This is a genomic window from Rhizobium sp. P32RR-XVIII (assembly GCF_012641395.1).
Lineage (GTDB): Bacteria > Pseudomonadota > Alphaproteobacteria > Rhizobiales > Rhizobiaceae > Rhizobium.
Map to the genome: position 1 here is coordinate 1 of NZ_JABAIH010000033.1, position 24,412 is coordinate 24,412.

The 24,412-nt window shown below is 60.2% G+C and carries 22 protein-coding genes; 15 read left to right on the forward strand and 7 right to left on the reverse strand.

The window, feature by feature from the left end; all coding sequences use genetic code 11:
• Positions 1–642 precede the first annotated feature (642 nt).
• Positions 643–1,533, reverse strand: coding sequence for a helix-turn-helix domain-containing protein (locus HGP14_RS33355; RefSeq protein ID WP_168834071.1), 891 nt, complete (start codon positions 1,531–1,533; stop codon positions 643–645).
• Between the two features lie 104 nt (positions 1,534–1,637).
• Here HGP14_RS33355 and HGP14_RS33360 point away from each other — a divergent pair, with 104 nt between their 5' ends.
• The 9 genes from HGP14_RS33360 to HGP14_RS33400 all read left to right on the forward strand — a co-directional run bounded on the left by HGP14_RS33360 (position 1,638) and on the right by HGP14_RS33400 (position 11,367).
• Positions 1,638–2,954, forward strand: a complete 1,317-nt coding sequence (locus HGP14_RS33360) for an alpha-glucosidase/alpha-galactosidase (RefSeq protein ID WP_168834072.1) — start codon at positions 1,638–1,640, stop codon at positions 2,952–2,954.
• A gap of 197 nt (positions 2,955–3,151) precedes the next feature.
• Entirely contained in the window at positions 3,152–3,946 is a 795-nt protein-coding gene (locus tag HGP14_RS33365; protein WP_168834073.1) for a DeoR/GlpR family DNA-binding transcription regulator, read from the forward strand.
• Positions 3,943–4,905: an N-acetylglucosamine kinase gene (locus HGP14_RS33370; RefSeq protein WP_168834074.1), complete on the forward strand. Its 963-nt coding sequence runs from the start codon at positions 3,943–3,945 to the stop codon at positions 4,903–4,905. Before HGP14_RS33365 ends, HGP14_RS33370 begins: the two co-directional genes overlap by 4 nt.
• Before the next feature lie 27 nt (positions 4,906–4,932).
• Entirely contained in the window at positions 4,933–6,189 is a 1,257-nt protein-coding gene (locus tag HGP14_RS33375) for a sugar ABC transporter substrate-binding protein (protein ID WP_168834075.1), read from the forward strand.
• Entirely contained in the window at positions 6,186–7,103 is a 918-nt protein-coding gene (locus tag HGP14_RS33380; protein ID WP_168834076.1) for a carbohydrate ABC transporter permease, read from the forward strand. The genes HGP14_RS33375 and HGP14_RS33380 overlap by 4 nt, the downstream gene beginning before the upstream one ends.
• Positions 7,103–7,960 (forward strand): carbohydrate ABC transporter permease, encoded by an 858-nt coding sequence (locus HGP14_RS33385; RefSeq protein ID WP_168834077.1) that lies wholly within the window; start codon positions 7,103–7,105, stop codon positions 7,958–7,960. The genes HGP14_RS33380 and HGP14_RS33385 overlap by 1 nt, the downstream gene beginning before the upstream one ends.
• Positions 7,961–7,971: 11 nt before the next feature.
• On the forward strand, positions 7,972–8,928 hold the full coding sequence (locus HGP14_RS33390) for an SIS domain-containing protein (protein WP_168834078.1): 957 nt from the start codon (positions 7,972–7,974) through the stop codon (positions 8,926–8,928).
• Positions 8,925–10,226, forward strand: coding sequence for a D-tagatose-bisphosphate aldolase, class II, non-catalytic subunit (locus tag HGP14_RS33395; protein ID WP_168834079.1), 1,302 nt, complete (start codon positions 8,925–8,927; stop codon positions 10,224–10,226). The genes HGP14_RS33390 and HGP14_RS33395 overlap by 4 nt, the downstream gene beginning before the upstream one ends.
• A 70-nt stretch (positions 10,227–10,296) precedes the next feature.
• Positions 10,297–11,367 carry an ABC transporter ATP-binding protein gene (locus tag HGP14_RS33400; RefSeq protein WP_168834080.1) on the forward strand — a complete coding sequence of 357 codons (1,071 nt, stop codon included), beginning with the start codon at positions 10,297–10,299 and terminating at the stop codon, positions 11,365–11,367.
• Between the two features lie 446 nt (positions 11,368–11,813).
• On the opposite strand, the gene HGP14_RS33405 is transcribed toward HGP14_RS33400, so the two are convergent.
• From HGP14_RS33405 to HGP14_RS33415, 3 genes are read right to left on the reverse strand one after another with little or no spacing between them, the layout of a single operon-like run.
• On the reverse strand, positions 11,814–13,427 hold the full coding sequence (locus HGP14_RS33405) for an ABC transporter ATP-binding protein (RefSeq protein ID WP_168834081.1): 1,614 nt from the start codon (positions 13,425–13,427) through the stop codon (positions 11,814–11,816).
• A gap of 10 nt (positions 13,428–13,437) precedes the next feature.
• Positions 13,438–15,027, reverse strand: a complete 1,590-nt coding sequence (gene ggt, locus HGP14_RS33410; RefSeq protein ID WP_168834082.1) for a gamma-glutamyltransferase — start codon at positions 15,025–15,027, stop codon at positions 13,438–13,440.
• A 45-nt stretch (positions 15,028–15,072) separates the two neighbouring features.
• Positions 15,073–16,272, reverse strand: a complete 1,200-nt coding sequence (locus HGP14_RS33415; protein ID WP_168834083.1) for an ROK family transcriptional regulator — start codon at positions 16,270–16,272, stop codon at positions 15,073–15,075.
• A 230-nt stretch (positions 16,273–16,502) separates the two neighbouring features.
• Here HGP14_RS33415 and HGP14_RS33420 point away from each other — a divergent pair, with 230 nt between their 5' ends.
• The 4 genes from HGP14_RS33420 to HGP14_RS33435 are packed head-to-tail and all read left to right on the forward strand — an operon-like array spanning position 16,503 to position 21,158.
• On the forward strand, positions 16,503–18,011 hold the full coding sequence (locus HGP14_RS33420) for an ABC transporter substrate-binding protein (protein ID WP_168834084.1): 1,509 nt from the start codon (positions 16,503–16,505) through the stop codon (positions 18,009–18,011).
• A gap of 59 nt (positions 18,012–18,070) precedes the next feature.
• A complete protein-coding gene (locus HGP14_RS33425; RefSeq protein ID WP_168834085.1) occupies positions 18,071–19,012 on the forward strand; it encodes an ABC transporter permease in 942 nt (313 codons plus the stop codon).
• A complete protein-coding gene (locus HGP14_RS33430; protein WP_168834086.1) occupies positions 19,009–19,884 on the forward strand; it encodes an ABC transporter permease in 876 nt (291 codons plus the stop codon). Before HGP14_RS33425 ends, HGP14_RS33430 begins: the two co-directional genes overlap by 4 nt.
• Positions 19,885–19,913: 29 nt before the next feature.
• Positions 19,914–21,158 carry a Gfo/Idh/MocA family protein gene (locus HGP14_RS33435; RefSeq protein WP_168834087.1) on the forward strand — a complete coding sequence of 415 codons (1,245 nt, stop codon included), beginning with the start codon at positions 19,914–19,916 and terminating at the stop codon, positions 21,156–21,158.
• A gap of 16 nt (positions 21,159–21,174) precedes the next feature.
• On the opposite strand, the gene HGP14_RS33440 is transcribed toward HGP14_RS33435, so the two are convergent.
• Positions 21,175–21,972, reverse strand: coding sequence for a DeoR/GlpR family DNA-binding transcription regulator (locus HGP14_RS33440; RefSeq protein WP_168834088.1), 798 nt, complete (start codon positions 21,970–21,972; stop codon positions 21,175–21,177).
• A gap of 168 nt (positions 21,973–22,140) precedes the next feature.
• Here HGP14_RS33440 and HGP14_RS33445 point away from each other — a divergent pair, with 168 nt between their 5' ends.
• On the forward strand, positions 22,141–23,085 hold the full coding sequence (locus tag HGP14_RS33445; RefSeq protein WP_168834089.1) for a sugar kinase: 945 nt from the start codon (positions 22,141–22,143) through the stop codon (positions 23,083–23,085).
• Between the two features lie 57 nt (positions 23,086–23,142).
• On the opposite strand, the gene HGP14_RS33450 is transcribed toward HGP14_RS33445, so the two are convergent.
• Positions 23,143–23,373 carry a hypothetical protein gene (locus HGP14_RS33450; protein ID WP_168834090.1) on the reverse strand — a complete coding sequence of 77 codons (231 nt, stop codon included), beginning with the start codon at positions 23,371–23,373 and terminating at the stop codon, positions 23,143–23,145.
• A 174-nt stretch (positions 23,374–23,547) separates the two neighbouring features.
• On the reverse strand, positions 23,548–23,700 hold the full coding sequence (locus HGP14_RS33455; RefSeq protein WP_168834091.1) for a hypothetical protein: 153 nt from the start codon (positions 23,698–23,700) through the stop codon (positions 23,548–23,550).
• Between the two features lie 231 nt (positions 23,701–23,931).
• On the opposite strand from HGP14_RS33455, the gene HGP14_RS33460 reads away from it, so the two are divergent.
• Positions 23,932–24,412: IS6 family transposase (locus HGP14_RS33460; protein WP_168834092.1), on the forward strand; the 481-nt coding region annotated here is incomplete at its 3' end.

Below are 24,412 nucleotides of genomic sequence, written 5' to 3' on the forward strand. Positions count from 1 at the left end.
CGGATGTGAGATTGTACAGGCTCGAGAACGAGCCGGTAGTTGCTATGGGCTCAGACCATGGATCCGATTACGAAGGAGAAATTCGATGCCACATCAATGAACCGTTGACAAAAATCCTGATGTGAAAGGATTCGAACCAATGCGCCTCACTTTTCTAGCTAATGAAGCACCTAAATCACGGGAAACACGGGTGTCAAAGCTGGTTAGAGACGCGGCGTCGCCAGTTCGATGCTAGTCACAGCTACACTGCCTTCCACACCATCGGCGATCCCTTCGAAACCGGTCCGTCCGGAACCAGCGTTAGCGACCTCCTGGCGATCCTGATCGTCTGGGAAGCTAATCGGGATAGTGATCTAAATATTCGAAGCTATCGAAGCGAGAGTGGCCACACACGGCGTTTGAGTCAAATGAAGTACGGCGTTCACATTGAGGCTCGACGCGTGCAACGCGATCTGTTGGCCGCGCCACTGGAAACTGAAGCATGCATGGCTGACGCGAAGCGTATACGCTGGCAAAGCACCTCGTCCCGTCAGAACATGGTCGAGGCGACCCGGAACGAATGAAAAGGTAAGCGAGCGTCTGGATCAAACGACGGAAGCTCAAACGGCAAAGTCTGCAATGAGATTTCAAGATTATGATCAACTATGGGATATCGTGCGGATCGACCCTGGCAGCTAAAGGCGGCAGGTACAAAGAGGAGCGAAACTGCCGAGGCGTCGTGCCGGTGCGGAGTTTAAACACGTCGTAAAAGCGGCTGCTGGAACCAAAGCCGCAGTCGAGGGCAATCTCCAGGATCGAATCCTCGGTCTCGGCGAGCCGCTGCATTGCCCTGGCGAGGCGATAGCGTGTCAGATATTCCGCCACGGAAATGCCGAGCACATCACGAAACGCCCGGTTGGCTGTGGTCGGATGCACGTTGGCCCGCTTTGCAAGATCCGTCAGGCTGAGCGGTTCGGAAAAATGTCGGTTGATCAAGTCCGTCAGCACTTCGGAATGACGGATAGCAGGGCTGACGGGTGTCGCAACGGCTACAACGGACGCGCCCTGGCCTTCAGCGTGATCGAGAATAAGCCGACGCACCCTGAGCTTGGCCTCGTCGGCAATCAGCTGGCGCCGCACCGGATCGCCCCTACCCCATTCCTCGACCCAAGCCGAGACGGTCGGCATTGTCGTCTCGGGGCAGGTCGGCTCGACGACAAAGGCGCCCTGCATGATGGCCTGCCTTGCTTTCTTGTCGATCGACAAAGTGAGAAAATCGACGAGCGGAAGGTAGAGGCAGATCAGCGGTGCGTCCGGGGTGACCAATATCGTCTGATGCGGAATGGCCGCCCAGAACAGGACAAGACGCCCCGCCTCGACCTGCTCCTGTCGGCCATTGAAGAGGTAGGTCATGGCCCCGTCGAGAAGCAGGTTGATCTCGACATGGTCGTGCCAATGCGCAGCACCCATGGCATCGGCCGTGTGGCGTTCGATCAGGAAGCTGCGTGGCGATCCCGTCCACTCGCTAGTCTCCTCGAGATGACCGTCTTTCATTGCCTCCCCGCGCTCTAATCCAGGAATACTAACTCTATAAGCGGGAAGAAATTCTTATTTGGAAGAGGCAATGACTTCATGACCTCGATTTGATGGGAGCTCGCATGCCGAAAATCTGCCTCGTGGGTGCAGGCAGCACCGTTTTTGCTCAGAATATTTTGGGGGACGTGTTGTCCCAGCCATCAGGCAATGACTACGTCATCAGCCTGTTCGATATCGATCCCGAACGGCTGAAGACATCGGAGATCGTCGCGCGGCGCATCTGCGAGGCGCTGAATCTGCAAAATGTGAAGGTCGAGGCTACTCTCGATCGTCGCGAGGCACTGCGCGGGTCGGATTTCGTCATCCTGATGATGCAGGTCGGCGGCTATAGGCCGGCAACGGTGACGGATTTCGATGTGCCGAAGAAATATGGCCTTAGGCAGACCATTGCCGATACTCTTGGCATCGGGGGCATCTTCCGCGGGCTTCGCACCATCCCTGTTCTGGAAGCGATCTGCCGCGATATGGAAGAGGTCTGCCCTGACGCGCTGCTGATGCAGTACGTAAATCCAATGGCTATCAATTGCTGGGCCATCAAGGAACTGGCGCCCTCCATCCGGACGGTCGGCCTTTGCCATAGCGTCCAGCACACCGCCGCTCATCTCGCCTCATACCTCGGCGAAAACATTTCCGACATCAACTATATCTCGGCGGGCATCAACCACATCGCCTTCTTCCTGAAATACGAGAAGCTGCATGCCGATGGCAGACGCGAGGATCTCTATCCGAGGCTGATGGCGCTCGCCGATGAGGGACGCGTGCCGTCTGACGACCGGGTGCGCTTCGATGTGCTGAATCGGCTTGGACATTTCGTCACGGAATCCAGCGAGCATTTCTCCGAATATACGTCCTGGTACATCAAAAACCGCCGCCCCGAACTGATCGATGAGCTCAACATTCCCCTCGACGAATATATCCGCCGCTGCGAGAGGCAGATCGCGAGGTGGCAGGGACTGCGCCGGGATCTCGAGGGCGACAAGCCGATCGAGATTTGCCGCAGCAATGAATATGCCGCCGGCATCATTCACGCAACCGTCACCGGCAATCCGGCGCTGATCTACGGCAATGTTCCCAATAATGGCCTGATCGAGAACCTGCCCGCGGAGAGTATCGTCGAAGTGCCCTGCCATGTCGACAGAAACGGTATCCAGCCGATCCGCATCGGAAGGATACCCTCGCAGCTTGCCGCGATCATGAGACTCAGTATCTCGGTCCAGGAACTGACCGTGGAAGCGGCGCTGACGAAGAAACGCGACCGCATCTATCAGGCAGCCCTGCTCGATCCGCATACATCGGCCGAACTGTCGCCGGACGAGATCTGGCGTTTAGTCGATGACCTGATCGAGGCACATGGCGACCTGCTGCCGACATATAACTGAAGCTGGCCGTAGCCATTTCCCTCACAAAACATCCAGGATGAGGCATGCTGTTTGCGGGACAGCGTGTCTTTCCTGCTCGCACTCCAGCGATAATGGCAATGCCGAAGTTTCATAAATGATCAGAATTTTGATTGACAATGATCATATTGCATGGGACCTTCGACGCAAATAGGCGGGGTTGCACCAGGGGACGATGCGTGGACCAGAGCGGTGGAGTAAAGAGTGACCGGCGCGACGCGATCAGAAGTCATCTTTATGCGAACGGCTTTTCCACCATCCAGGATTTGGCTGGTGCAGTGGGCGCTTCGCTAGCAACCGTGCGGCGCGATCTGCAGATTCTCGAACAGGATGGCGCTATTGACCGCGTGCATGGCGGCGCCCGCATCGCTGAGGGCTCTTCGGTCGAACTCGCCTTCCAGGAGCGTGAAAAGCGCCATCTCTCCGCCAAGCGCGCGATCGCCAATGCGGCTTACGAGCTTCTCCTTCCACGCACCGCCATCTTTCTGGATGCCGGCACGACAGTGCTTCAGCTTGCCCGGCTCATTCGCATCAACCCGATGCCGCTGCGTATCTTCACCAACGGCCTGATCGTCGCCCAAGAGTTTCTCAATATCGCGAACCTTCAGGTCGTGCTTCTCGGCGGTGAGTTGCGCAGCGAAAACGCCTCGCTCGTCGGCCCGCAGGCGGAGGCGATGCTGGAAACGATCTGGTTCGATCAGCTGTTTCTCGGCGCCAGCGCAATCAGTTCTGACGGAGCGATCTACAGCGTCGATAGTGCGGAAGCCAGCCTGAACCGGCGCATGCTCGCCCGCTCTGCCAACGGTTATGTTCTCGCCGATTCTTCCAAATTCGGGACGATGGCGACCTACAAGGTCGCGCCGCTCGACGCTGCAAAGCTCATCACCGACGTGGGCCTAACACCGCAATGGCGCGCCGAACTCACCAATTTCGGTGTCGATGCAACCTATGCCGAGCTCGGAGCAAAAGAATGAGCGGCAAGCTGATCCTCGGCATCGATGGCGGCGGCAGCAAGGTGCTCCTCACATTGGCCGACAAAGACGGCCGGATTTTGCGTACCGCGCTCGGCGGCGGCGTTAATCCGATGGATAATCCCGACTGGCGCCACGAACTGGAGCGGCATATCCAATCCTTCCGCAATGAGCCGGGACTGGCTGCCATCGGCGCCGCCCTGCCCGCCTATGGCGAGGTCGCGCATCTCTCTGCGCTTCAGAAACAGTGCATCGACGACGCTTTTGCGGATAACCGCAGGATCGTCCTCAACGACGTCGATGCCGCCCATCTCGGCGCCTTTGCCGGTCGGGAGGGCATTCTCGTCCTGTCAGGAACCGGGTCCATGTCCTGGGCGCGCAACGGCGCGGGTGCCTCCGCACGTGCGGGCGGGTGGGGGGATATGATCGGCGACGAGGGCAGCAGCTATTGGATCGGCCGCGAAGCATTGCACCGCATCAGCCAGGGCCTCGATGGACGCGCCAAGCCGACTGCGCTGGCAAAGGTCATTTATGACCATCTCCAGCTTGATATCGCTGATCCGATCAACGCGCTCGGCGGCTGGATCAATGGGCTGACAAGGCCGCGCGCAAGTATTGCAGCGCTCTCGATTCTTGTCGACCGAACGGCAAGCCAGGGTGACGAAACGGCGATCGATCTGATCGAGAAAGCGGCCGACGAGCTTGCCAAGCACCACCACGCGATCGCTGGTCACTGCGAGGCCGGCGCCGACTGGACTTATGCGGGCGGCACGTTTTCCAGCCGCCTGCTGCTCGAGGCCGTCGAACGACGGATCGGCCGGCGGGCGGTTTCACCTGTCCTTCCTCCCATTGGCGGCGCGCTTCTGGCCGCCGCCCAACTTCTCGACTGGCCTCTCGACGAGCGCTGGTTCGGGCAAATCGCGGTCGCGGCCGAAGCCGTGATCGCGCGATCAAGACAATGAGTGTCAACGATAACGAAGGATGGGAACATGCGTAAATTCATATTGCCTTTGCTTGCCTCAGCCGCCATTGCGGTTGCTCTGCCTGCCTTGGCAGACGACGCCAAGCCGCTTGCCGGTCAGTCGATCACCGTCCTGATGCCATCGCCGCAAGGCCCCACGATTGCGGCCGACTTCGAAGCGGAGACCGGCATTCACGTCGATCTTCAGACCCTCTCCTGGGACGATATCCGCCCGAAGCTGGTCACGGCGCTCATCGCCGGCACGGCGCCGGCCGATGTCACGGAGTTCGACTGGTCATGGACCGGGCAGTTCAGCGCCGCAGACTGGTATATGCCGCTAAATGACGTGATCGACAAGGAGACCGTCGATGACATCGGCGTGGCCAAGATCTTCACTGTCAACGGTCAGCTACTGGGCGTGCCCTACACCAACGACTTCCGGGTCATGCTCATCAACAAGAAGCATTTTTCTGATGCCGGTGTTACGGAAATGCCGAAGACGCTCGATGCGCTCGTTGCGGCAGCGAAGAAGATCAAGGAGAAGGGCGTCTCTAAATACCCGATCGGTCTGCCACTCTCGGCAACGGAAGGGGCTTCCACCAGCTGGTATCTGCTGACCAAGGCCTTCGGCGGCGAGCTGTTTGACAAGGATTTCAAGCCGCTTTTCCTCACCCCAGATTCAGCCGGCTATAAGGCGCTCGCATTCGAACTGATGTTGATGAAGGACGGCCTCGTCGACCCGGCTTCCACGACCCTCAAAGACAGCCAGATCAATGAGGGGATGTTCACCCAGGGCATCACCAGCATCATGATTTCCGGTGAGCCTGGCCGGCTGGGCGCAATGAACGATCCGAAGCAGTCAAAGGTAGCCGGTCAAGCGGAAGCGATTCTCGTCGCGACCGCAAGCGGTCAAACGCGCACCTTCGGCCTGCCTGAGGCTCTTGCGATCCCGAAGGTCTCGCAGAACAAGGAAGCGGCAATCGCATTCGTCAAATGGTTCACTAGCAAGGAGTTCCAGAAGAAGAACTTCGTGAACGGCTTTCTTCCGACGCGTACCTCTGCTCTGTCGGAGCTTAACGCCGCCGGCGGACTGCACAGCGGCGATACGCTTGTGGCGCAATCGAAGACTGTAGAGCCGCTTTTTCCGCAAGGTACCCCGCCGTGGTATCCGCAGTTCTCAAGCGCGGTGAACACGGCAATCAACAGCGCTGCAAAAGGTGAGATGAGTGTTGACCAGGCAGTCCAAAGCATTGCCGACGCGACAAAACAGGCGATGGCGCAATGACAGCGATCGCCTCACCAAGCGTGGGGAGCAAACGGGGAGTCGGCGTCAACGCCGACTCCGGGCTTGGCCTCCTCCTTGTCTTGCCGATCATCATCGCTATGGCTGCACTTGTCTTCTATCCCGTCGGGAGAACCGTCTGGGATAGCCTGCATAGGGTGAACCCTATGCAGGCCGGCACTCCCTTCATTGGCTTGGAAAACTACAGGCGAATGTTGTCAGATGAACAACTGGGGACGACGTGGGTCAACACGCTCCTCTATGTTGTCCTTGCCGTAGCAGCCGAGACATTCTTTGGAGTGCTTGCTGCTGCCCTCATCAACCAGCTTAGGGTCGGGCGACAATGGGTGCTTGCGGCCGTCATCCTGCCCTGGGGGCTACCTGGCGTCGTCAACTCCGTCATCTGGCTGTGGATCTATCAGCCCGGCGCCGGCCTGTTGAACGGCATTTTGACGACGCTCGGCCTGCCATTCGAAAACCATGTCTGGTTCAATGACCGAACGAGCGCGATCATCGCGGTCACCGTGGTGCATGTCTGGCGCATGATGCCCCTCACAATCGTTATTGTCCTCGCCGCCATGCAGAGCATACCAGCCCATCTTTATGAAGCCGCGCGCATCGACGGAGCCACCCGGACGCAGATGTTCACGCTGGTGACGCTACCACTCGTGCGTAGTGCTATCGCCGTTGCGATGACCAACGCGACCGTCAACGCTTTCAACCTGTTTGATGAAGCTTGGGTTCTCTCCGGAGCCAGTCTCGCGACGCGGCCGGTCCTTGTGCAAATCTATCTGGAAACGTTCCAGAACCTTCGCTTCTCCTACGGGATGGCGCTCTCGGTAGTCATCACGCTTGTCTCGCTGCTTGTCTCGCTGGTCTACGTCCTCCGCGTCTATCGCAACACACGGTTCGATTGATGAAATCTAGTCTTCTCCATCGCCTTATGATATGGGCTGGCCTTGCCGTGCTGCTGATCTGGTCGCTCGGGCCAATCTACTGGACCGTAGCAAGCTCAGTCACGCCTTCCGCGGATTTTTCAGCCCGTCCGATACACTTCTTTCCACAGCATTTCACGTTCGACCATTTTTCCCGTATTTTCGGCATCAATATCGCGCGGATTGGAGGAGTGCAGGTTTGGGTCCAGTTTCGAGCGGCCCTGGTCAACAGCATTGTAACGTCCTTGGCCGCGACGTTCCTGTGCGTGGCGATTTCGGCCCTTGGAGCCTACGCCTTCACGCGCCTGGAATTTCCGGGGAGACGGATCCTTTTTGTGGCGGTCGTCGCCACACTCGCTGTGCCGGCCTATGCCGTCTTGATCCCGCTCTACCAAATCATGATCAAGATGCATCTTGTCGACACCTATGCCGGCGTGTCCCTGATCTATGTCTCAGCCTATCTGCCACTTTCCTTGTGGTTGTTGCGCAGCGTGTTCGAGCAGTTACCCATCGCGCTCGAAGAGGCTGCACAGCTCGACGGTGCGGGTCGCCTCTACATCCTCTTCAAGATCGTGCTACCACTTGCCGGGCCGGGCCTGACGGCCGCCGCCATTTTGACCTTCCTTGGGGCGTGGGGTCAGTATCTGGTGCCTCTTATCTTCTCGCCGCAGGCGACGAAACCTCTGACGGTGCTCATCCCTGAATTTGTGACCAAGAATTACATTGACTACGGGCTTATCACGGCAAGTGGATCGACTGCCATCGTCATCCCTGCCCTCGTCGTCATCTTCCTCAACCGGTATCTCGTCAGCGGTCTGCTGGCTGGTTCGGTCAAATAATCGGAGACATCATGAACACGACCGAAAAGGTAATCTTCGAGCAGTTCCCATACTGGGAAAAAGCCATTGGCTCGAACGAGGCAGGCGGCAAGGCGAACGATCTGCTCGTTTTTGTTGGCTGCGGCACGTCCTTCAACCTTGCTTTATCTTTGGCCGCCTATGCCAACAGCCTGACGCGAAAGGCGATTGCCGTTCCCGGCGCAGAATGGTTCCACCGACCCTCCTATTTCTGGCCGGAATGGCAAAAGACACATGTGGTCGCGCTCTCGCGCAGCGGCGAAACGACGGAAACCGTTGCGGCGGCACAGGCAAGCCGCGCGGCCGGTGCCTTCGTGACTGCCGTGACGGTCGAGCCCGAAAGCGCCCTTGCTCAGAACTGTGACCAGCTGATCTGCTCGCCCACCCATCCCGAAGAGGGGATCGTAATGACGGTTTCGGCAAGCCTCATGGTGTTGCTCAGCCTGCAGCTGATCGGTCAGAGCGTGCCGGCCTCAGTTGTCGCATCGGCACGTCAGCTTGCAAATACGCTCGACGCCGCCCTGCCCGACATCATCAGAGACCGTTCGCATTTTGTCTTTCTGGGCGGCGGTCCGCTTTTCGGCATTGCGCTCGAAGGTGCGCTCAAGCTGATGGAAATGAGCCAGCTGATGACACAGGCCTTTCATCCGCTCGAATACCGCCATGGGCCGATCAGCCTCGTCGACGACAAGACGGCTGCCATCATGCTCTACAGCTCGGACCAAAAGGCCGCCGAAGCCAAGCTGGTCGGCGAATTGCGCGACAAGGGCGCTGTGGTCATCGGTTTCGGCGGCCCAGGCGATCTGGAGCTTCGCGTCGATGCCGATCTGGCGCTCGCCGGCCTCGTCGTCCTACCCGCACTGCAGATTCTCGGTGAACGCGCAGCACAGGCAAGAAACATCGATACTGTCTCTCCCCGTCATCTCACCAAGGTCGTAACACTGGTATGAGCGCTACGGTCGATCACAATCGCCGGATTGCTCTGGCAAAACTCCTCGGCGAGAGAGACCTTCCGCTGCCACGCGGCATTACATCGGTGTGCTCTGCCCATCCGCTGGTGATCGAAGCGACGCTGCGACGTGCCGCTCGGCAGGACGAGGTCGTACTGATCGAGGCGACCTGCAACCAGGTCAATCAGGAAGGCGGCTACACCGGCATGACGCCGGCGGATTTCCGGGCATTCATCGAGCGCATCGCTGCAAGAGTCGACTTTTCCGCCGACCGCATCATTCTCGGTGGCGACCATCTCGGTCCCAACCCTTGGCGAAAACTCAGCGCGGACGACGCCATGGCACGCGCGGAGGCGATGGTAACCGCCTATGTCGAAGCCGGTTTCGAAAAGCTGCACCTCGACACCTCGATGGGCTGCGCCGGCGAGCCTTTAGCGCTTGCCGACGAACTGACTGCCGCAAGGGCAGCGCGTCTGGCGAGCGCAGCGGAAAATGCCGCGCGCCGCATCGGCCGCCGTCTGCCAGTCTATGTCATCGGCACCGAAGTGCCGCCGCCCGGCGGCGCGACGCATGCGCTGGACGAACTCGAGGTTACACGCCGAGATGCGGCTCTCAGAACACTTGAGGTCCACCACCGCGCCTTTTCCGAAGCAGGAGTGGGACCGGCCCTGGAGCGGGTCATCGCCATCGTCGTTCAGCCGGGTGTCGAATTTGGCAACTCCAACGTCGCGCTCTACCAGCCCGAGCGCGCGCAGGAGCTTATTTCCGCACTCGATGACATGGAGGGGCTGCTGTTCGAAGCCCATTCCACGGACTATCAGCCGGCGGACATGCTTTCGGCGCTTGTCGACGGCGGATTCTCGATTTTGAAGGTCGGGCCCGGCCTGACTTTCGCATTGCGGGAAGCGCTTTATGGTCTCGACGCGATTGCCAGCACGCTTTCTAACGACGCCGGAACCAGGCGACTGGCCGCAACGATGGAAGATATCATGGTCGAGGCGCCCGCTCATTGGGCGGGTCATTATGGCGGTACGGCAAAGGAACAGCAGCTGCAGCGACATTTCAGCTATAGCGATCGCATTCGCTATTACTGGCCCGACGCGCGTGCGGCAGCGGCGGTAGAAGAACTGTTTGCCTGCCTCCCCGACACCATTCCGGAAACGCTGATCAGTCAGCATCTCGCCCGCCTCTATCCTGACGTAGTGGAAAAACGCCTCGCGCCGAAGGCACGCGATCTCTGCCTTGCCGCCGTTGATGCGGCCCTCGCCCCCTACGCCGCCGCGACGGCGCCCCGGTAAGAGGCGCGTCGCGGGTCGCCCTGTCGGAGCGAGCCCAGATTCGAAACCAGATTCTCAGCAGGAGACAGTTATGGCATCCGTAAACGTGGCAAATGTCCGCAAGAGCTATGGTCATTTCGAAGTTTTGCATGGGGTCGACATCGATATCCGCGACGGGGAGTTCGTCATTCTCGTCGGCCCCTCCGGATGCGGCAAGTCGACCCTGCTGCGCATGATTGCTGGGCTTGAGGAAATCTCCGACGGCCATGTTTTGATCGGCAGCAGGGTCGTCAATGACGTGGCACCGAAAGAGCGCGATATTGCCATGGTCTTTCAATCCTATGCGCTTTATCCGCATATGACGGTCGAGGCGAACATGGGTTTTTCGCTACGATTGGCAAACGCACCGAAGGAAGAGATCAAAGGCCGCGTTCGTGACGCCGCGCAGATCCTCGGTCTTGAACAATTGCTCGATAGATATCCGAGGAACCTTTCCGGCGGCCAGCGCCAGCGTGTTGCCATGGGCCGAGCGATCGTTCGACAGCCTCAGGTTTTCCTCTTTGACGAACCCCTGTCTAACCTCGATGCAAAGCTTCGCGTTCAGATGCGTTCGGAGATCAAGCAATTGCACCAGCGACTGCAAACGACCACGATCTATGTCACGCATGATCAGATCGAGGCCATGACCATGGCCGACCGGATCGTGGTGATGCGCGACGGTTATGTCGAGCAGATCGGCTCGCCGCTGGATCTTTACGACCGTCCGGCCAATCTGTTCGTCGCCGGGTTCATCGGCTCGCCGGGCATGAATGTCATCAGGGGAAAAATCAGCACTTCTGGACCGGTCGAATTCATCGCTGACGGCGGCGCCCGCCTGCCGCTGCCGGAAAGTGCGGCGTCGGCGCGCGGCGCGGAGGTGATCTATGGCATCCGTCCGGAGCATCTGGTTGTCAGCCAGGACGGTGTGAGCGCCGATGTGGTGGTGATGGAACCGACTGGGGCCGAGACCCAGATCAATGCCAAGCTCGGATCGGATCCGCTCGTGGCCACGGTACGCGAGCGGCTTTCCTTGCAGGCTGGCGACACGGTCGGGATGATGCCGGATCTCACCAAGCTACATCTTTTCGATGCCAAGAGCGGAAAGCGACTGTCGATCGGCTAGTGTTGGCTTTGCGCCATCGCTCTTCGTCGGCTCTTTTATTCGGTGCGGCGATAGTTGCCGCACCTGCTTTGTTGCGCTGAAACGGGCTCTTCGGTGATCGCCCTCACCGGAGCGGCAAGAAATCAACCTCGTTTCCGCCCAGAGCTGCCATTCCAACAGCCGATCGACCGCAATTGGCTGGTTTCTCTAGAAGATCAATGCGGACGTGCTCGACATCGAGTCGAAGGCGGGCTCGTCATCGGCCTCGGCAGCACCGCGACCGTCCGTGGCTGTGAAAGGTAAGTGCCTCGCGGCGCTCCTCCCCGCCATCCTGCCGACGTTGTAGACCTTCGTGGGGTGTATTGTTCCGGCGATGAGCCTCGACACGCCCATCGCTGCCATCTCACGAAAGTGGTCGCCCTCAGGTTCGATCTCGGGTCCCTGCGGGCGCCTGAGACCAGGCCAGGTCAATGGAGGGCGGCCGAGCTGCCGGGAATAGCCGACAGCAGTTCCCGCGTATAGGCGTGCTGCGGATTGCCTAGGAGATTGGCCGTCGTGTTGATCTCGATGATCTCGCCCTGCCGCATTACGGCGATGCGGTCGCAGATCTGCCCTGCGACATGCAGGTCGTGGGTAATGAAGAGCATTGCAAGATCGAGCTTTCCCTTCAGCTCTTCCAGGAGCTCCAGCACCTGGGCCTGAATAGTGACGTCGAGGGCCGACACGGATTCGTCGGCGATCAGGACGTCCGGTTTCAGGGCAAGCGCTCGCGCAAGGCCGATGCGCTGCCGCTGGCCGCCGGAGAATTCGTGCGGGAGGCGCTCAGCGGCGCGCGGATCGAGGCCGACGAGCTCCAGGAGCCGTGCCGCCTCGCCCATCGCTTCGGCACGACCCGCGCCATGTGCCAACGGGCCGTCGGCAATGCTCAGGCCCACCTTACGGCGGGGGTTGAGGGAGGCGAACGGGTCCTGAAAGACCATCTGGATGCGTTTGCGCGCATGCCGGAGCTTGGAACCCGAAAGCCCGGTGAAATCCTCGTCACCGAGCATCACCGTGCCGCTGTCCGGCTCGATGAGCCTCGTCAGCAGGCGAGCGACGCTGGATTTTCCGGAGCCGGACTCGCCGATGAGGCCAAGCGTTTCGCCGCGACGAATGGCGAAGCTGACATCCTTGACGGCTTGCGTGCGCCGTTTCGGCTGGAAAAGGCCGCCGCCCGACACGTAGGTCTTGGAAAGGTGATCGACCTTGAAGGCGATCGGACGTGCGTCGAGCGGGGCGCGGACCGGCGGCACCGACGACGGGACGGCCGCCAGAAGAGCCTTCGTGTAGTCGTGCTGGGGATGCTTCAGCACCGCTGCGGCATCCCCTTGCTCGACGACCAGCCCCTTCTGCAGGACGAGAACGCGATCAGCAATATCGGCGACCACGCCGAAATCATGGGTAATGAAGATCACCGACATGCCGCGACGCTGCTGGATATCACGGATCAGCCGCAGGATCTGAGCTTGCGTCGTCACGTCAAGCGCCGTCGTCGGCTCGTCGGCGATAAGCAGCGCCGGCTCGAGCGCCAGCGCCATAGCGATCATCGCTCGCTGGCGCTGGCCACCGGAAAGCTGGTGCGGAAAGGAGCGGACGATCTGTTCCGGGTTCGGCAGGCCCACTTCCTTCGCAAGCGCGACGGCCCTCGACTTCCGCTCCTCGGGCGTCAGCAGGTCGTGCGCCTCGAAGACCTCGGCAATCTGCTCGCCGATCCTCATCGACGGATTGAGCGCGGTCATCGGTTCCTGAAAGATCATCGCCACGCGCTTGCCGCGCAGATCCCGGAGGCTTGAAGGCGGCGCACCGATCAGCTCCCTGCCGTCGAAATCGATCTTCCCCCGCTCGATGCGGATCACCTCCGGCAGGAGCCCCATGATGGTCTGGGCGCACAGTGACTTGCCGGATCCGCTCTCGCCGACGATGCAGAGGATTTCCTTGGGTTGCAGCTCGAAGCTCAGGCCCTGGAGCGCATATTTTCGGTCGGCTCCCACAGGAAGCGCAAGCGTAAGGTCGTCAACGGAGATGATACCGGGAGCTGTCATCAAAGGTCCCTCAATAGCCAAGGGCCATGCCGTCCTTACGATGGTCGGACGCACCGAGCAGGACGCCGCGCTCGTGGTCGATATAGATGGCCTGGCAGCCGCCGAGCGGTTCGTCCGCCCATTGCGTCACGTGCCCGCGGCGCTCAAGATCGGCCCGGACCACTTCCGATATGGTCGGCTCGAGGCTGAGCTTGCCATCGAAGCAGAAACTGCGCGGCTGGTCGCTTGCCTGCTGCGGATCGAAATCCCTGTCGAGGACTTGGCTCAGCAGATGGACATGCCCCGTCGCCTGGTACTGGCCGCCCATGACGCCGAACGTCATGCGCGTCTTGCCGCCCTCGCCGAGAATTGCCGGAATGATCGTGTGGAACGGCAGTTTGCCCGGGCCGATGGCATTGGGATGCCCCTCCTTTAGGACGAACCCAGCGCCGCGATTTTGCAGCAGCACGCCGGAGCGCGGCGCATAGATGCCGCTGCCGAAGGCGAAGAAGATGGAGTTGATCAGCGAGATCGCATTGCCGTCACGGTCGACGACGGTGACGAATACCGTATCCCTGTGTTCGGGACCGTCCCAGGCAGTCGCCGGCAGAGCGCGTTCAAGCGATATGCGGCTGCGCATCCGGCCGATCGAGCCGTCACTCAGGAGTTCGTCGACATCGAAGGTGATGAATGCGGGATCGGCGATGAGCTCATTGCGCTTGGCATAGGCAGCCTTCGTCGCCTCGGCGAGAAGATGAATGCGGTCCGCTTCGGTAAGCTTGGGATCCCGCAGATCGAACCCGTCAAGGATACGTGCGATCAGCAGCGCGGCGAGTCCCTGCCCGTTCGGCGGGCATTCGAGCAGGTCGCGGCCGCGATACTGCGTTGAAATCGGCGCAGTCTCGAAGCAGCGATAATCGGCAAAGTCGCTTTCCTCGTGAAGGCCGCCGAGCGTCTGCAGCATTTCTACGATCTCCGCGGCGACCTCGCCGCGATAGAAGGCGTCGCTCCCATCCTTCGCAACCTTCCGCAACGTGGCGGCGAGCGCTGGATTGATCATGTTCTCACCAGTCTTCGGCGCCCGTCCGTTAGGGAGGAAGTAAGCGGCCGAGGCGGGGTATTTTGCAAGCCTGATTCCATATCGGACCCAATCGAGCTCGACCCGCGGCGTGATGCAATAGCCGTTCTCGGCAGCGGCAATCGCCGGTGCCAGGACGCGGTCAAGGCCGATTGAGCCGTAGCGGGAGGTCAGGGTACACCAGGCATCCGCAGCGCCCGGCACGGTAACCGCATGGACGCTATCGTCCGGGATCGACGTGAACCCCCTTTCCAGGAAGAAATCCAGGTTCGCCTTCATCGGCGCCCGGCCCGAGCCGTTCAGCGCGATGGACCCGCCCCCCGCTGGCGAATAAAGCGCAAAGCAATCGCCGCCGATGCCGGTCATATGCGGATCGATCACGGATTGCAGCGCGACAGCCGCCACCGCCGCATCCACCGCATTGCCGCCCGCGCGCAGAATATCGACGGCTGCGAGCGTTGCCTGCGGATGGGATGTGGCGGCCATGCCCTTGTCGGAAACCGCAACCGAACGACCCGGCTTGAAGAAGTCACGCTGTTTCATGGCACTCCCAGCTTAAGCAAATCGAGAAAACTTGCGCTACCGGCTTCATGCGAGCTTTTCCAGCGGCACTGCCTGCTGGTCCCCTCTTGCCGGAATTTCAAACAGTGCTTCGCGGAACCGGTCGAGCGCGATACCGACCGCGCCGAGAAGCCCGGCCTGGCTTCCCAGTGTGCTAACGGTACACGATGGCGGAGACGGATTGCAGCGGGCAAGGTAAAATTTCACGCGATCGACCAGTTCCTGCCGAGCACCGACGCTACCGCCGAAAATGATGGTCTGCGGATCGACGACGGCGCAGACGGCGGTAAGAGCAACAGCCACAACACGCGCGACCTCGTCGATGACGAGCGCCACAAGCGGATCGCTTTGCCGTTCGAAGAGCTCCTTGACGGACAGGCCGTGGACGCCGCCGAGGCCTTCATACCGTTCGCGGATCGCCGTGCTGCCGGTCGCCGATTCGAGCGCGCCCGCAGCAAAGGTGCGCGAATCGAAGGGATCCGCCCCGATCGGCAGGGTCGATATCTCCCCCGCCCCCCCGCGCGAACCGCGAAGCAGCCGTCCCTCGGTGATAATCCCCATGCCGATGCCGGTGCCAAGCGCCACGAACACGAAATTGTCGATGTCCCGCCCCTTGCCTTTCCATTGTTCGCCGCGAGCCGCGACGTTCACGTCGTTGTCGAGGAAGACGGCATAGCCGAGCCTCTCCTTTAGCAATCTTTCGAAGTCGAGCTCGACCAGGCCCGATATGTTGGGCACCATCGTCAGCCGGCGGGTGCGCGGATGGACGGCACCAGGAATGCCGATACCTCCCGACTTGATCCGATCGCCGGCGATGCCGATCCGTTCGGCGAGCATCGAACTGATACGCACCACCTGATCGACGATATGCTCGCCGCCGCGCCGATCGGTCAGCTCGATGACCTCCTCCATGACGGTGCCGTTGAGATCGGCGATCGCGGCGTGGATCTTCGTCCCGCCGATGTCGGCGCCGAAGACGAAGGCCTTGGTCGGCTCGATCTCAAAGGTGACGGCGCTTCGGCCGACCAACCCCTGGGTGCGGCCGGTGACCCTGATCCAGCCCTCCTCTTCTAAATCGCGAACGATCTCCGACATGCTCTGCTTCGAGAGCCCGGTAAGGCGTGCCAACTCAGCGCGCGATATCGGCGACTGTTCGAAGACCGCACGCAACACGGCCCGGGATGTAATCTGCCGCATGAGCTGCGCGGAGGAGGAGATATCAGTCATTTTCAATTGCGATTAGTCAGGTTTAGGAAAGCGTGGTTCACAAACGTTCACAAGTCAAGCAATCTTGACCACAGATATAGGCGTCAACGTGATTTTATCTGAATGTTTTTAGACCATTCGTCAGGCGGCTTTACAATAGGTTCTTTCCGTGCATCAATGACTTTTGTATGAGAACTGGGCAGACTGCGGGGACCTTGAGGAGGCAAACCTGCGGCTTGAGGAGAGATCAGATGGGAATTTCATTGAAGCTGCTGGCCGCCGCCGCAGCGCTGGCGACGTCGTTCGGCGTCGCGAATGCGGCTACCTTGCGCGTCGCGCTCCAGGACGATCCGGACTCGCTGGATCCCGCAATCGGCGGAACCTATACCGGCCGCATCGTGTTTGCGGCCCTGTGCGACAAGCTCGTCGACATTAATGAAAAGCTCGACATCGTTCCGCAACTGGCAACGGAGTGGAAGCTGAACGATGCCGGCACGGAGATGACCTTCACGCTGCGCAACGGCGTCACCTTCCAGGATGGCACACCGTTCGACGCCGAGGCCGTGAAGTTCAACATCGAACGAATGAAGACGATGAAGGATTCCAAGCGCAAGGCCGAGCTTGCGCCTGTCGATTCCGTGGATGTCATCGACGCGACGCATGTGAAGCTCAAGCTGACCCAGCCCTTCGCCCCGCTGCTTGCGGTTCTGACCGACCGCGCCGGCATGATGGTTTCGCCGACGGCTGCCAAAAAGGAAGGTGAGTTCAGCACCCATCCCGTATGCGCCGGCCCCTACCAGTTCAAGGAACGCAAGGCGCGCGATTCGATCACCTTCGAAAAATATCCGGGATACTGGAACGCCAGCCAGATCGGCTATGATCAGCTGCAATATTTCATCATCCCGGATTCGACTGTCCGGCTCTCGCGCCTGCAGGCCGGCGACCTCGAAGCCGCCGAGCGCATCGCGCCGACCGACCTTGCCTCCGTCCGCGCCGACAGCAAACTCGCCCTGCACACCGCCCCTGGTCTTGCCGTCTCGCATCTCATGATCAGCGTCGGCGCCGACGAGAAGGGCCAGACGCCGCTCGGCAAGGAGGCGCGCCTACGCAAGGCCCTTGAACTCTCGCTCGACCGAAACGTCATCAACCAGGTCGCGTTCAACGGAGAGTTCATTCCCGACAATCAGATGATCCCGCCTTCCAGCGCCTTCTACAGCAAGTCGCATGCGATCCCGGCGCGCGATATCGACAAGGCGAAGGCTTTGATCGCCGAAGTTGGCGGCGAAGCGCCCAAGCTCCAGATCACCTATGAGAATTCCCTGACGGACGGCCGCGTTGCCCAGATCGTTCAGTCGCTCGCGAGCGAGGCAGGGTTCCAGGTAGAACTGCTGCCGCTCGAAACGACGACTGCGATCGAACGCTATCTCGCCGGCAACTTCCAGGCCTATATCGGTAACTGGAGCGGCCGCGCCGATCCGGATCCGACCCTCTACTCTTTCTTCGGTTCCGACGGCAGCCAGAACGTCAATCATTACAAGAACCCGAAGATGGACGAGACGCTCCTTGCTGCGCGCAAGGAAACCGACGAGGCGAAGCGCAAGGCGCTTTATGAACAGGCGGCTGATATCTACTTGTCAGATCTGCCGACCATCCCTCTCTATCACCCGAACTGGTTCTATGCTGCTCGGGCGGATGTCGCAGGCATCACGATCTATCCTGACGGCATTCTGCGCCTGACCGGCGTAAAGCCGACCAAGTAAGTAAGCGACTTTATCATGTCGGCCAGCGTGTCTATGCTGGCCGACAGCAAGAGGATACCATGGTTCTCTACGTTCTGCGGCGCCTTGCGATCGCGATACCGACGCTGCTTCTGGTCTCGGTTCTGGTCTTCGGGTTGCTCAAACTGCTTCCGGGCGACCCCGCCGTCGCCCTTGCAGGCGAAGAGCGTGATCCTGCGGTGATCGAGTTTCTGCGTCAGAAATACAGTCTCGACCAGCCCATATACATTCAATACGCCAAATGGCTCGGCGGTATTGCACACGGCGATTTTGGCCTGTCGATACGCACGCGCCTGCCTATCGGTCAGATGATCGTCGAGAAGCTGCCGGTGACGATCCAGCTTTCCTTGATGGCAATGTTCATCGCGCTTGTCATCGGTATTCCGGCCGGTGTTTTTGCAGCGCTGAAGCGCGGCACTGCTGTCGACTATGGTGTTAGCATCCTCGGCCTCGCCGGGCTCTCGGTCCCGAGCTTCTGGCTTGGCATCATGCTAATTTTGTTCTTTGCGGTGCGGCTCGGCTGGCTGCCATCGGGAGGCTACGTCCCCTTCTTCGAATCCCCCTGGGAAAATCTGCGCTATACGCTGATGCCGAGCATGGTATTGGGAACAGCGGCCGCCGCGATCGTCATGCGCCACACGAGAAGCTCCGTGCTCCTCGTCCTGAAGCAGGATTACGTCAGAACCGCCCGGGCAAAGGGCCTGCGAGAGCGCATCGTCGTCATCCGTCATGTGCTCAAAAACGGCCTCATTCCGGTCGTGACCATGAGCACGCTACACCTTGGCGAACTGCTGTCCGGCGCTGTGCTGACGGAACAGGTTTTCGGCATACCCGGCTTCGGCAAGATGGTCGTCGACGGTGTCTTCAGCCGTGACTATGCGGTGGTTCAGGCCGTCGTTCTCTGCTCGGCCGCGATGTTTCTCTTCATGAACCTCCTTGCCGATATTGCCTACGTTATTTTGAGCCCGAGGTTACGCGGATGAGCTCGACCGAAACCACGCTCGCAGTTCCCGCCGCCTCCGGCATCCGCAAATCGATGTTACTGCGGTGCTTGAGCCATCCCGGCACCATTATCGGTGGCTCGATCGTCTTGTTTTTCGTGCTCGTCGCGATTTTGGCGCCTGTGATCGCGCCTTATGGTCCGAACACATCCAATTGGCTGGCCGTCCGTCAGGCGCCGTCTGCGCTTCACTGGTTCGGTACCGACGATCTCGGGCGCGATATCCTTTCCCGCGTAATCTTCGGAGCCCGCGCCTCACTGCTCGTCGGCATCGTATCGGTGGTGATCGCAATTGCCATCGGTGTGCCGCTCGGGCTCGTTGCCGGCTATTTCGGCGGGTGGATCGACGTCGTGATCTCGCGCTGCACGGATGCGCTTCTCGCCTGCCCGTTCCTCGTGCTGGCCATCGCTTTTGCAGCCTTCCTGGGTGCGAGCCTTGAGAACGCCATGATAGCCATCGGCATCTCGGCAATGCCGATCTTTGTGCGTCTCTCGCGGGGACAGGTCCTGTCCGTCAAGAACGAGGATTACATCGCCGCCGCCCGGCTGCTCGGCGTATCAAACACCAAGATTATCGCGGTCTATGTGGTGCCAAACGTAATGGCGCCGATCGTGGTGCAGGCGACCATCACCATGGCGACTGCCGTTCTGGCGGAGGCAAGCCTGGCATTCCTCGGCCTCGGCCAACGACCGCCGGATCCTTCCTGGGGAACGATGTTGGATGTCGCACGACAGTTCCTGACGCAAGCGTCCTGGATGGCGGTCTGGCCGGGCCTTGCCATCATCGCACTGGTCATGGGTTTCAATCTCCTCGGCGACGGGCTCAACGACGCATTGGACCCCCGCGAGAATTGATCGTGAAAATGTAATTATTGGAGGGCGACATGGTGAACTTTCCGAAGGAAACATTACGCATCGGATTTGTCGGAAGCGGCTTCATCGCCGAATTTCACCTGAAGTCGCTGATCGGCGTCCGCAATTGCGAAGTCAGGGGCGTCTTCAGCCGCACCGCGGAAAAACGCGATCGATTCGCTGGCCGGGTCGCCGAGCTCGGCGTCGGCGATTGCAAGGCTTATGAAAGCCTTGAAGCTCTTTTTAGAGCCGAAGACATCGACGCGGTCTGGATCTTGTCGCCGAACTACACGCGGCTTGACATCATGCAGGTTCTGCATGATGAGGTCACCGGCGGGCGAAGCGGGATCTTCGCGGTCGCCTGCGAGAAGCCGTTGGCGCGCACGGTCGCGGAAGCCCGCAGGATGCTTGAGCTTGCCGAGGCTGCCCGGCTGAACCATGGCTATCTCGAAAACCAGGTCTTTTGCACGCCGATATTGCGTGGCAAGGAGATTATCTGGCGCCGCGCCGCCTCGACAACGGGTAGGCCCTATCTCGCTCGCGCGACAGAAGAACATTCCGGTCCACACGAGCCATGGTTCTGGCAAGGCGACCAGCAGGGCGGCGGTGTCCTGTCGGACATGATGTGCCACAGCGTCGAGGTCGCCCGTCACATGCTGACCGCACCCGATAAGCCGCGCAGCTCCCTTAGGATCAAGTCCGTCAACGGCACGATCGCGACTCTGAAGTGGAACCGGCCCTCCTACGCCGATCAGCTCAAGATCCGGTTCGGCGCGGCCGTCGACTACCGGAGCCGCCCCTCCGAGGATTTTGCACGCGGCACAATCCTGCTGGAGGACGAGGAAGGCAACGAACTCATCATCGAAGCGACGACGTCATGGGCCTATGTCGGTGCAGGACTGCGTATCCAACTTGAACTTCTCGGTCCCGAATATGCTCTTGAGTTCAATTCCCTGAACACCGGATTGAAAATCTTCATGTCGCGAGAGGTACGCGGCGCGGAAGGCGAAGATCTTGTCGAAAAGCAGAATGCCGAACAGGGTCTGATGCCCGTTCTCGAGGACGAGGCCGGTATCTACGGCTATACCGATGAGAACCGTCACATGGTCGAGTGTTTCCGCAAAGGAACCGTTCCGCTCGAGACGTTCCACGACGGTCTGGCGGTCATCGAAATGCTGATGGGCCTCTATCTTTCCGCCGAACGAGGCGAGACGATCAGGTTCCCGTGCCCGGAGATAGAGACCTTCATTCCGGCCGTTGCACGACAAAAGAGCTAGACGGTTGGTCCTGCCTTCACTCGTCGGACAGGCCAGCTTCCGCCAGGGTGACTTCGACGCCCATCTCGGCCAGGCGGGCTCGCCAATCGGAGTCGAGCCGCCAGTCGGCGATCACGCGGGCGGAACTGAGCGGCGCCACCTTGTAGGTTGCGGTCGTGCCAAACTTGCTGGAATCAGCAAGGAGATAAGAGGCGGCCGAGCGCGTCAGCATGCGACGGTTGAGGTTGGCTTCGGCGCTATCGACGCTGTAAAGCGCTCCGTCAGTTGCGATGGCGCTCACCCCAAGGAAAAGCTGATCAAACCATAAGCTCTCAAGCATGGCCTCGGCTTCGGGCCCGACCAGTGAGACGTTTTCACTGCGCAACTGCCCGCCCAAAACAGAGACGCTGAGATTGGGAACGTTCAGAAGCTCCTGTGCGACGCTGAGGCCGTTGGTGAAGATCCGAAGCGGCAGCGGGTTGAGGCGGATCAGCCGCGCGAGCTGCAGCACCGTGGTACCTGCATCGAGGAAAATCGTGGTATGTGGGACCACCAGCTCGTAAGCGGTGCGGGCGATCGCCCGCTTGGCAGCGAGGTTGCGCTTGGCCCTCTCCTGGAAGGCGACTTCCACCGACGAACCCTCGGCGATGCGAGCTCCGCCATGCACGCGGTCGATTGCACCTTTGCGCTCCAGGTATTGGAGATCGCGCCGAATTGTAGCAAGCGAAGCGCCGACTGCGTCGGCCAACGCCTGTACGGTTGAAAAACCATGGGCATAGAGATATCCACGGATGGCATCCAACCTGTCTACCTTAAGTCCTTCGGTCTGCGACATGATCTCCGTCACTGGGTCTGAAAGTGCACTCCCGTGCACCCACATGAACGGCGAGTAATCAGAAGTCAATCAAACGGTGATTGATTTTGACGCCGCCAGGTGCGACAGCCACCGTGACCTCACATGCCAGGAGGGCGAACCAAGCTTTATTTTCGAAGGAGAATCCTGGTGCAATCCATTATTACCGTCGGCGAGATACTTGTGGAGATCATGGCTGTTCGGGCCGGTGAAGGCTTTCGCGAACCCATCGAACTCATCGGACCGTTCCCGTCCGGTGCGCCGGCAATCTTCATCGATCAGGTGGCGCGACTTGGCGCTCCAGCCGCGATCGTTGGCGCAATCGGGGATGACGACTTCGGCTGGATGACGATCGAGCGCCTGCGCCGAGACGGCGTCGATATCTCCGCCGTGGCCGTCCATCCTGGCGCAACGACCGGCAGCGCCTTCGTCCGCTATCGAAAGGATGGCGCCCGGGACTTCGTCTTCAACATTCGCGACAGTGCCAACCGGCATATCCGCATCGATGCGGCGGCGACCGCGGCGATCGCGGCGGCCGGCCACCTTCATGTCGTCGGCTCTTCGCTCGGCGCCGGGCCTGTCGCCGCGGCGGTTCTGGAGGCGATGGACGAGATGAAGCGAAAGGGCGGGACGGTGTCGTTCGATCCGAACATCCGCAAGGAGATGCTGGATGCCCCCGGCCTACGTGCCGCCATGGACCGCGTCATTGCAGCGACCGACTTGTTCTTGCCGAGCGGCGCGGAGCTTCACTTGTTCTCCGATCGGCCGGACTGCGCAACCGCCATCCGCGATCTGCTGGACCGCGGCGTCAGTGCGATCGTTCACAAGGAAGGGGCGCAGGGCGCCCGATATGTGGACGCCGGCACCGACATCATCCAGCCGGCTTTTCCAGTGGGGGAACTCGACCCCACCGGCGCAGGCGATATCTTTGGCGCAACCTTCGTCGCCGGATGGCTGCGCGGGCTTGCGCCGGCTGAAAACCTCCGCCTCGCCTGCGCGGCTGGCGCCCTTGCGGTGACCCGCAAAGGGCCGATGGAAGGCGGGTCGTCGCATGCCGAGCTTGTCCATTTCCTGGCCGGCTTGGCGGGCAGGTAAGCCCGCCAATCCTTCAGCCTTTGCTGTCCGTGGTGGCAATGCCCCGGATCGACTGCGTCATGAAAGATGAGGAATGCGACGATCAGAGGCGCGATGGCCATCAGCCACCGGATAGTCGGTGAGATATTCGCCTTTGAGATTGGCGAAGCCGGCTGAGGGCGGCATCTTCTCCGGGTCGGTATTGACCACCAGCGGCGACATCAGGTCGTTCCAGACCAGATCGCGACTCAGCATGCCCGACGCGGCCAGCGGCGTGATCTTGCAATAGATCTGCCAGGGCCCCGTCAAGCCGCGCCGCCTTCTCGAGCTCGACCGGCAGCTGCATGAAGAATTGCCGCGTTAGGAAGGTGCCGAAGGCACTGAACATGCTGGGCAGGAACAGCGCCGGGGATAGTGTTGAGCAATCTCCAACTCTGCATGAGCCGATATTGCCTGCCCTCTGATGTCCAATGGGCCTGATACTCAGAACTGCAGAGCCCGTATTTCAGCATCAAGTTCGGCGATCCGTTGGAGGTAGCGTTCACGCAGATCCTGATTATCCGAAATCTGGTCGATCTTTGACTGAGCGAGCTGCCGGTAATCTTTCAACAGCTTGATGCGATTTTCGTTGTTCATTCCGCTTATCCGTAGCTTGCGAGAAACTCCTCTCGCGCTGCTGCTGCTTACCATTGGCTAACGCCTGGCGAGCAATGCCTAACGATCTCGCTCCGCGCGGGTTTCAAAGCCGCCGCGCATACTTAAGTGTGCCCACTCCTTAACAGAAGAGGGGCTCGTCCGCGACCGAGCATGGCGGGCGGCGATGTCACATAAACCAGATGTCAGTGGGTAGTGCATAGAACTGGTGGGATGAAGAGTTCGTCCATCAGCTACAAGCGTCACCGTTTCCCGCAACAGATCATCGCTCATGCGGTCTGGCTGTATTTCAGATTTCCTTTGAGCCTGCGGCTGGTGGAGGAGCTGCTGCTGGAGCGCGGGATCATCGTCTCGTATGAAACGATCCGGCGATGGGGCCGGAAATTCCGGTCGGCTTACGCAAAGCAACTCCGTCGCAGGCGGCCTTCGCGCCAGGACGTCTGGCACCTCGATGAGGTTGTGGTCTCCATCGCCGGCCGAAAGCACTGGCTTTGGCGTGCCGTCGATCAAGACGGCTGCGTTCTCGATGAAATCGTTCAAAGCCGGCGCGACACCAGGGCTGCAAGACGATTGCTGCTCAGGCTGCTGAAGAAGCAGGGCATGCCACCCAAGCGGATCATCACCGACAAACTCCGCTCCTATAGTGCGGCCAAACGTGACCTCATGCCAACGGTCGAACACCGGTCCCATAAGG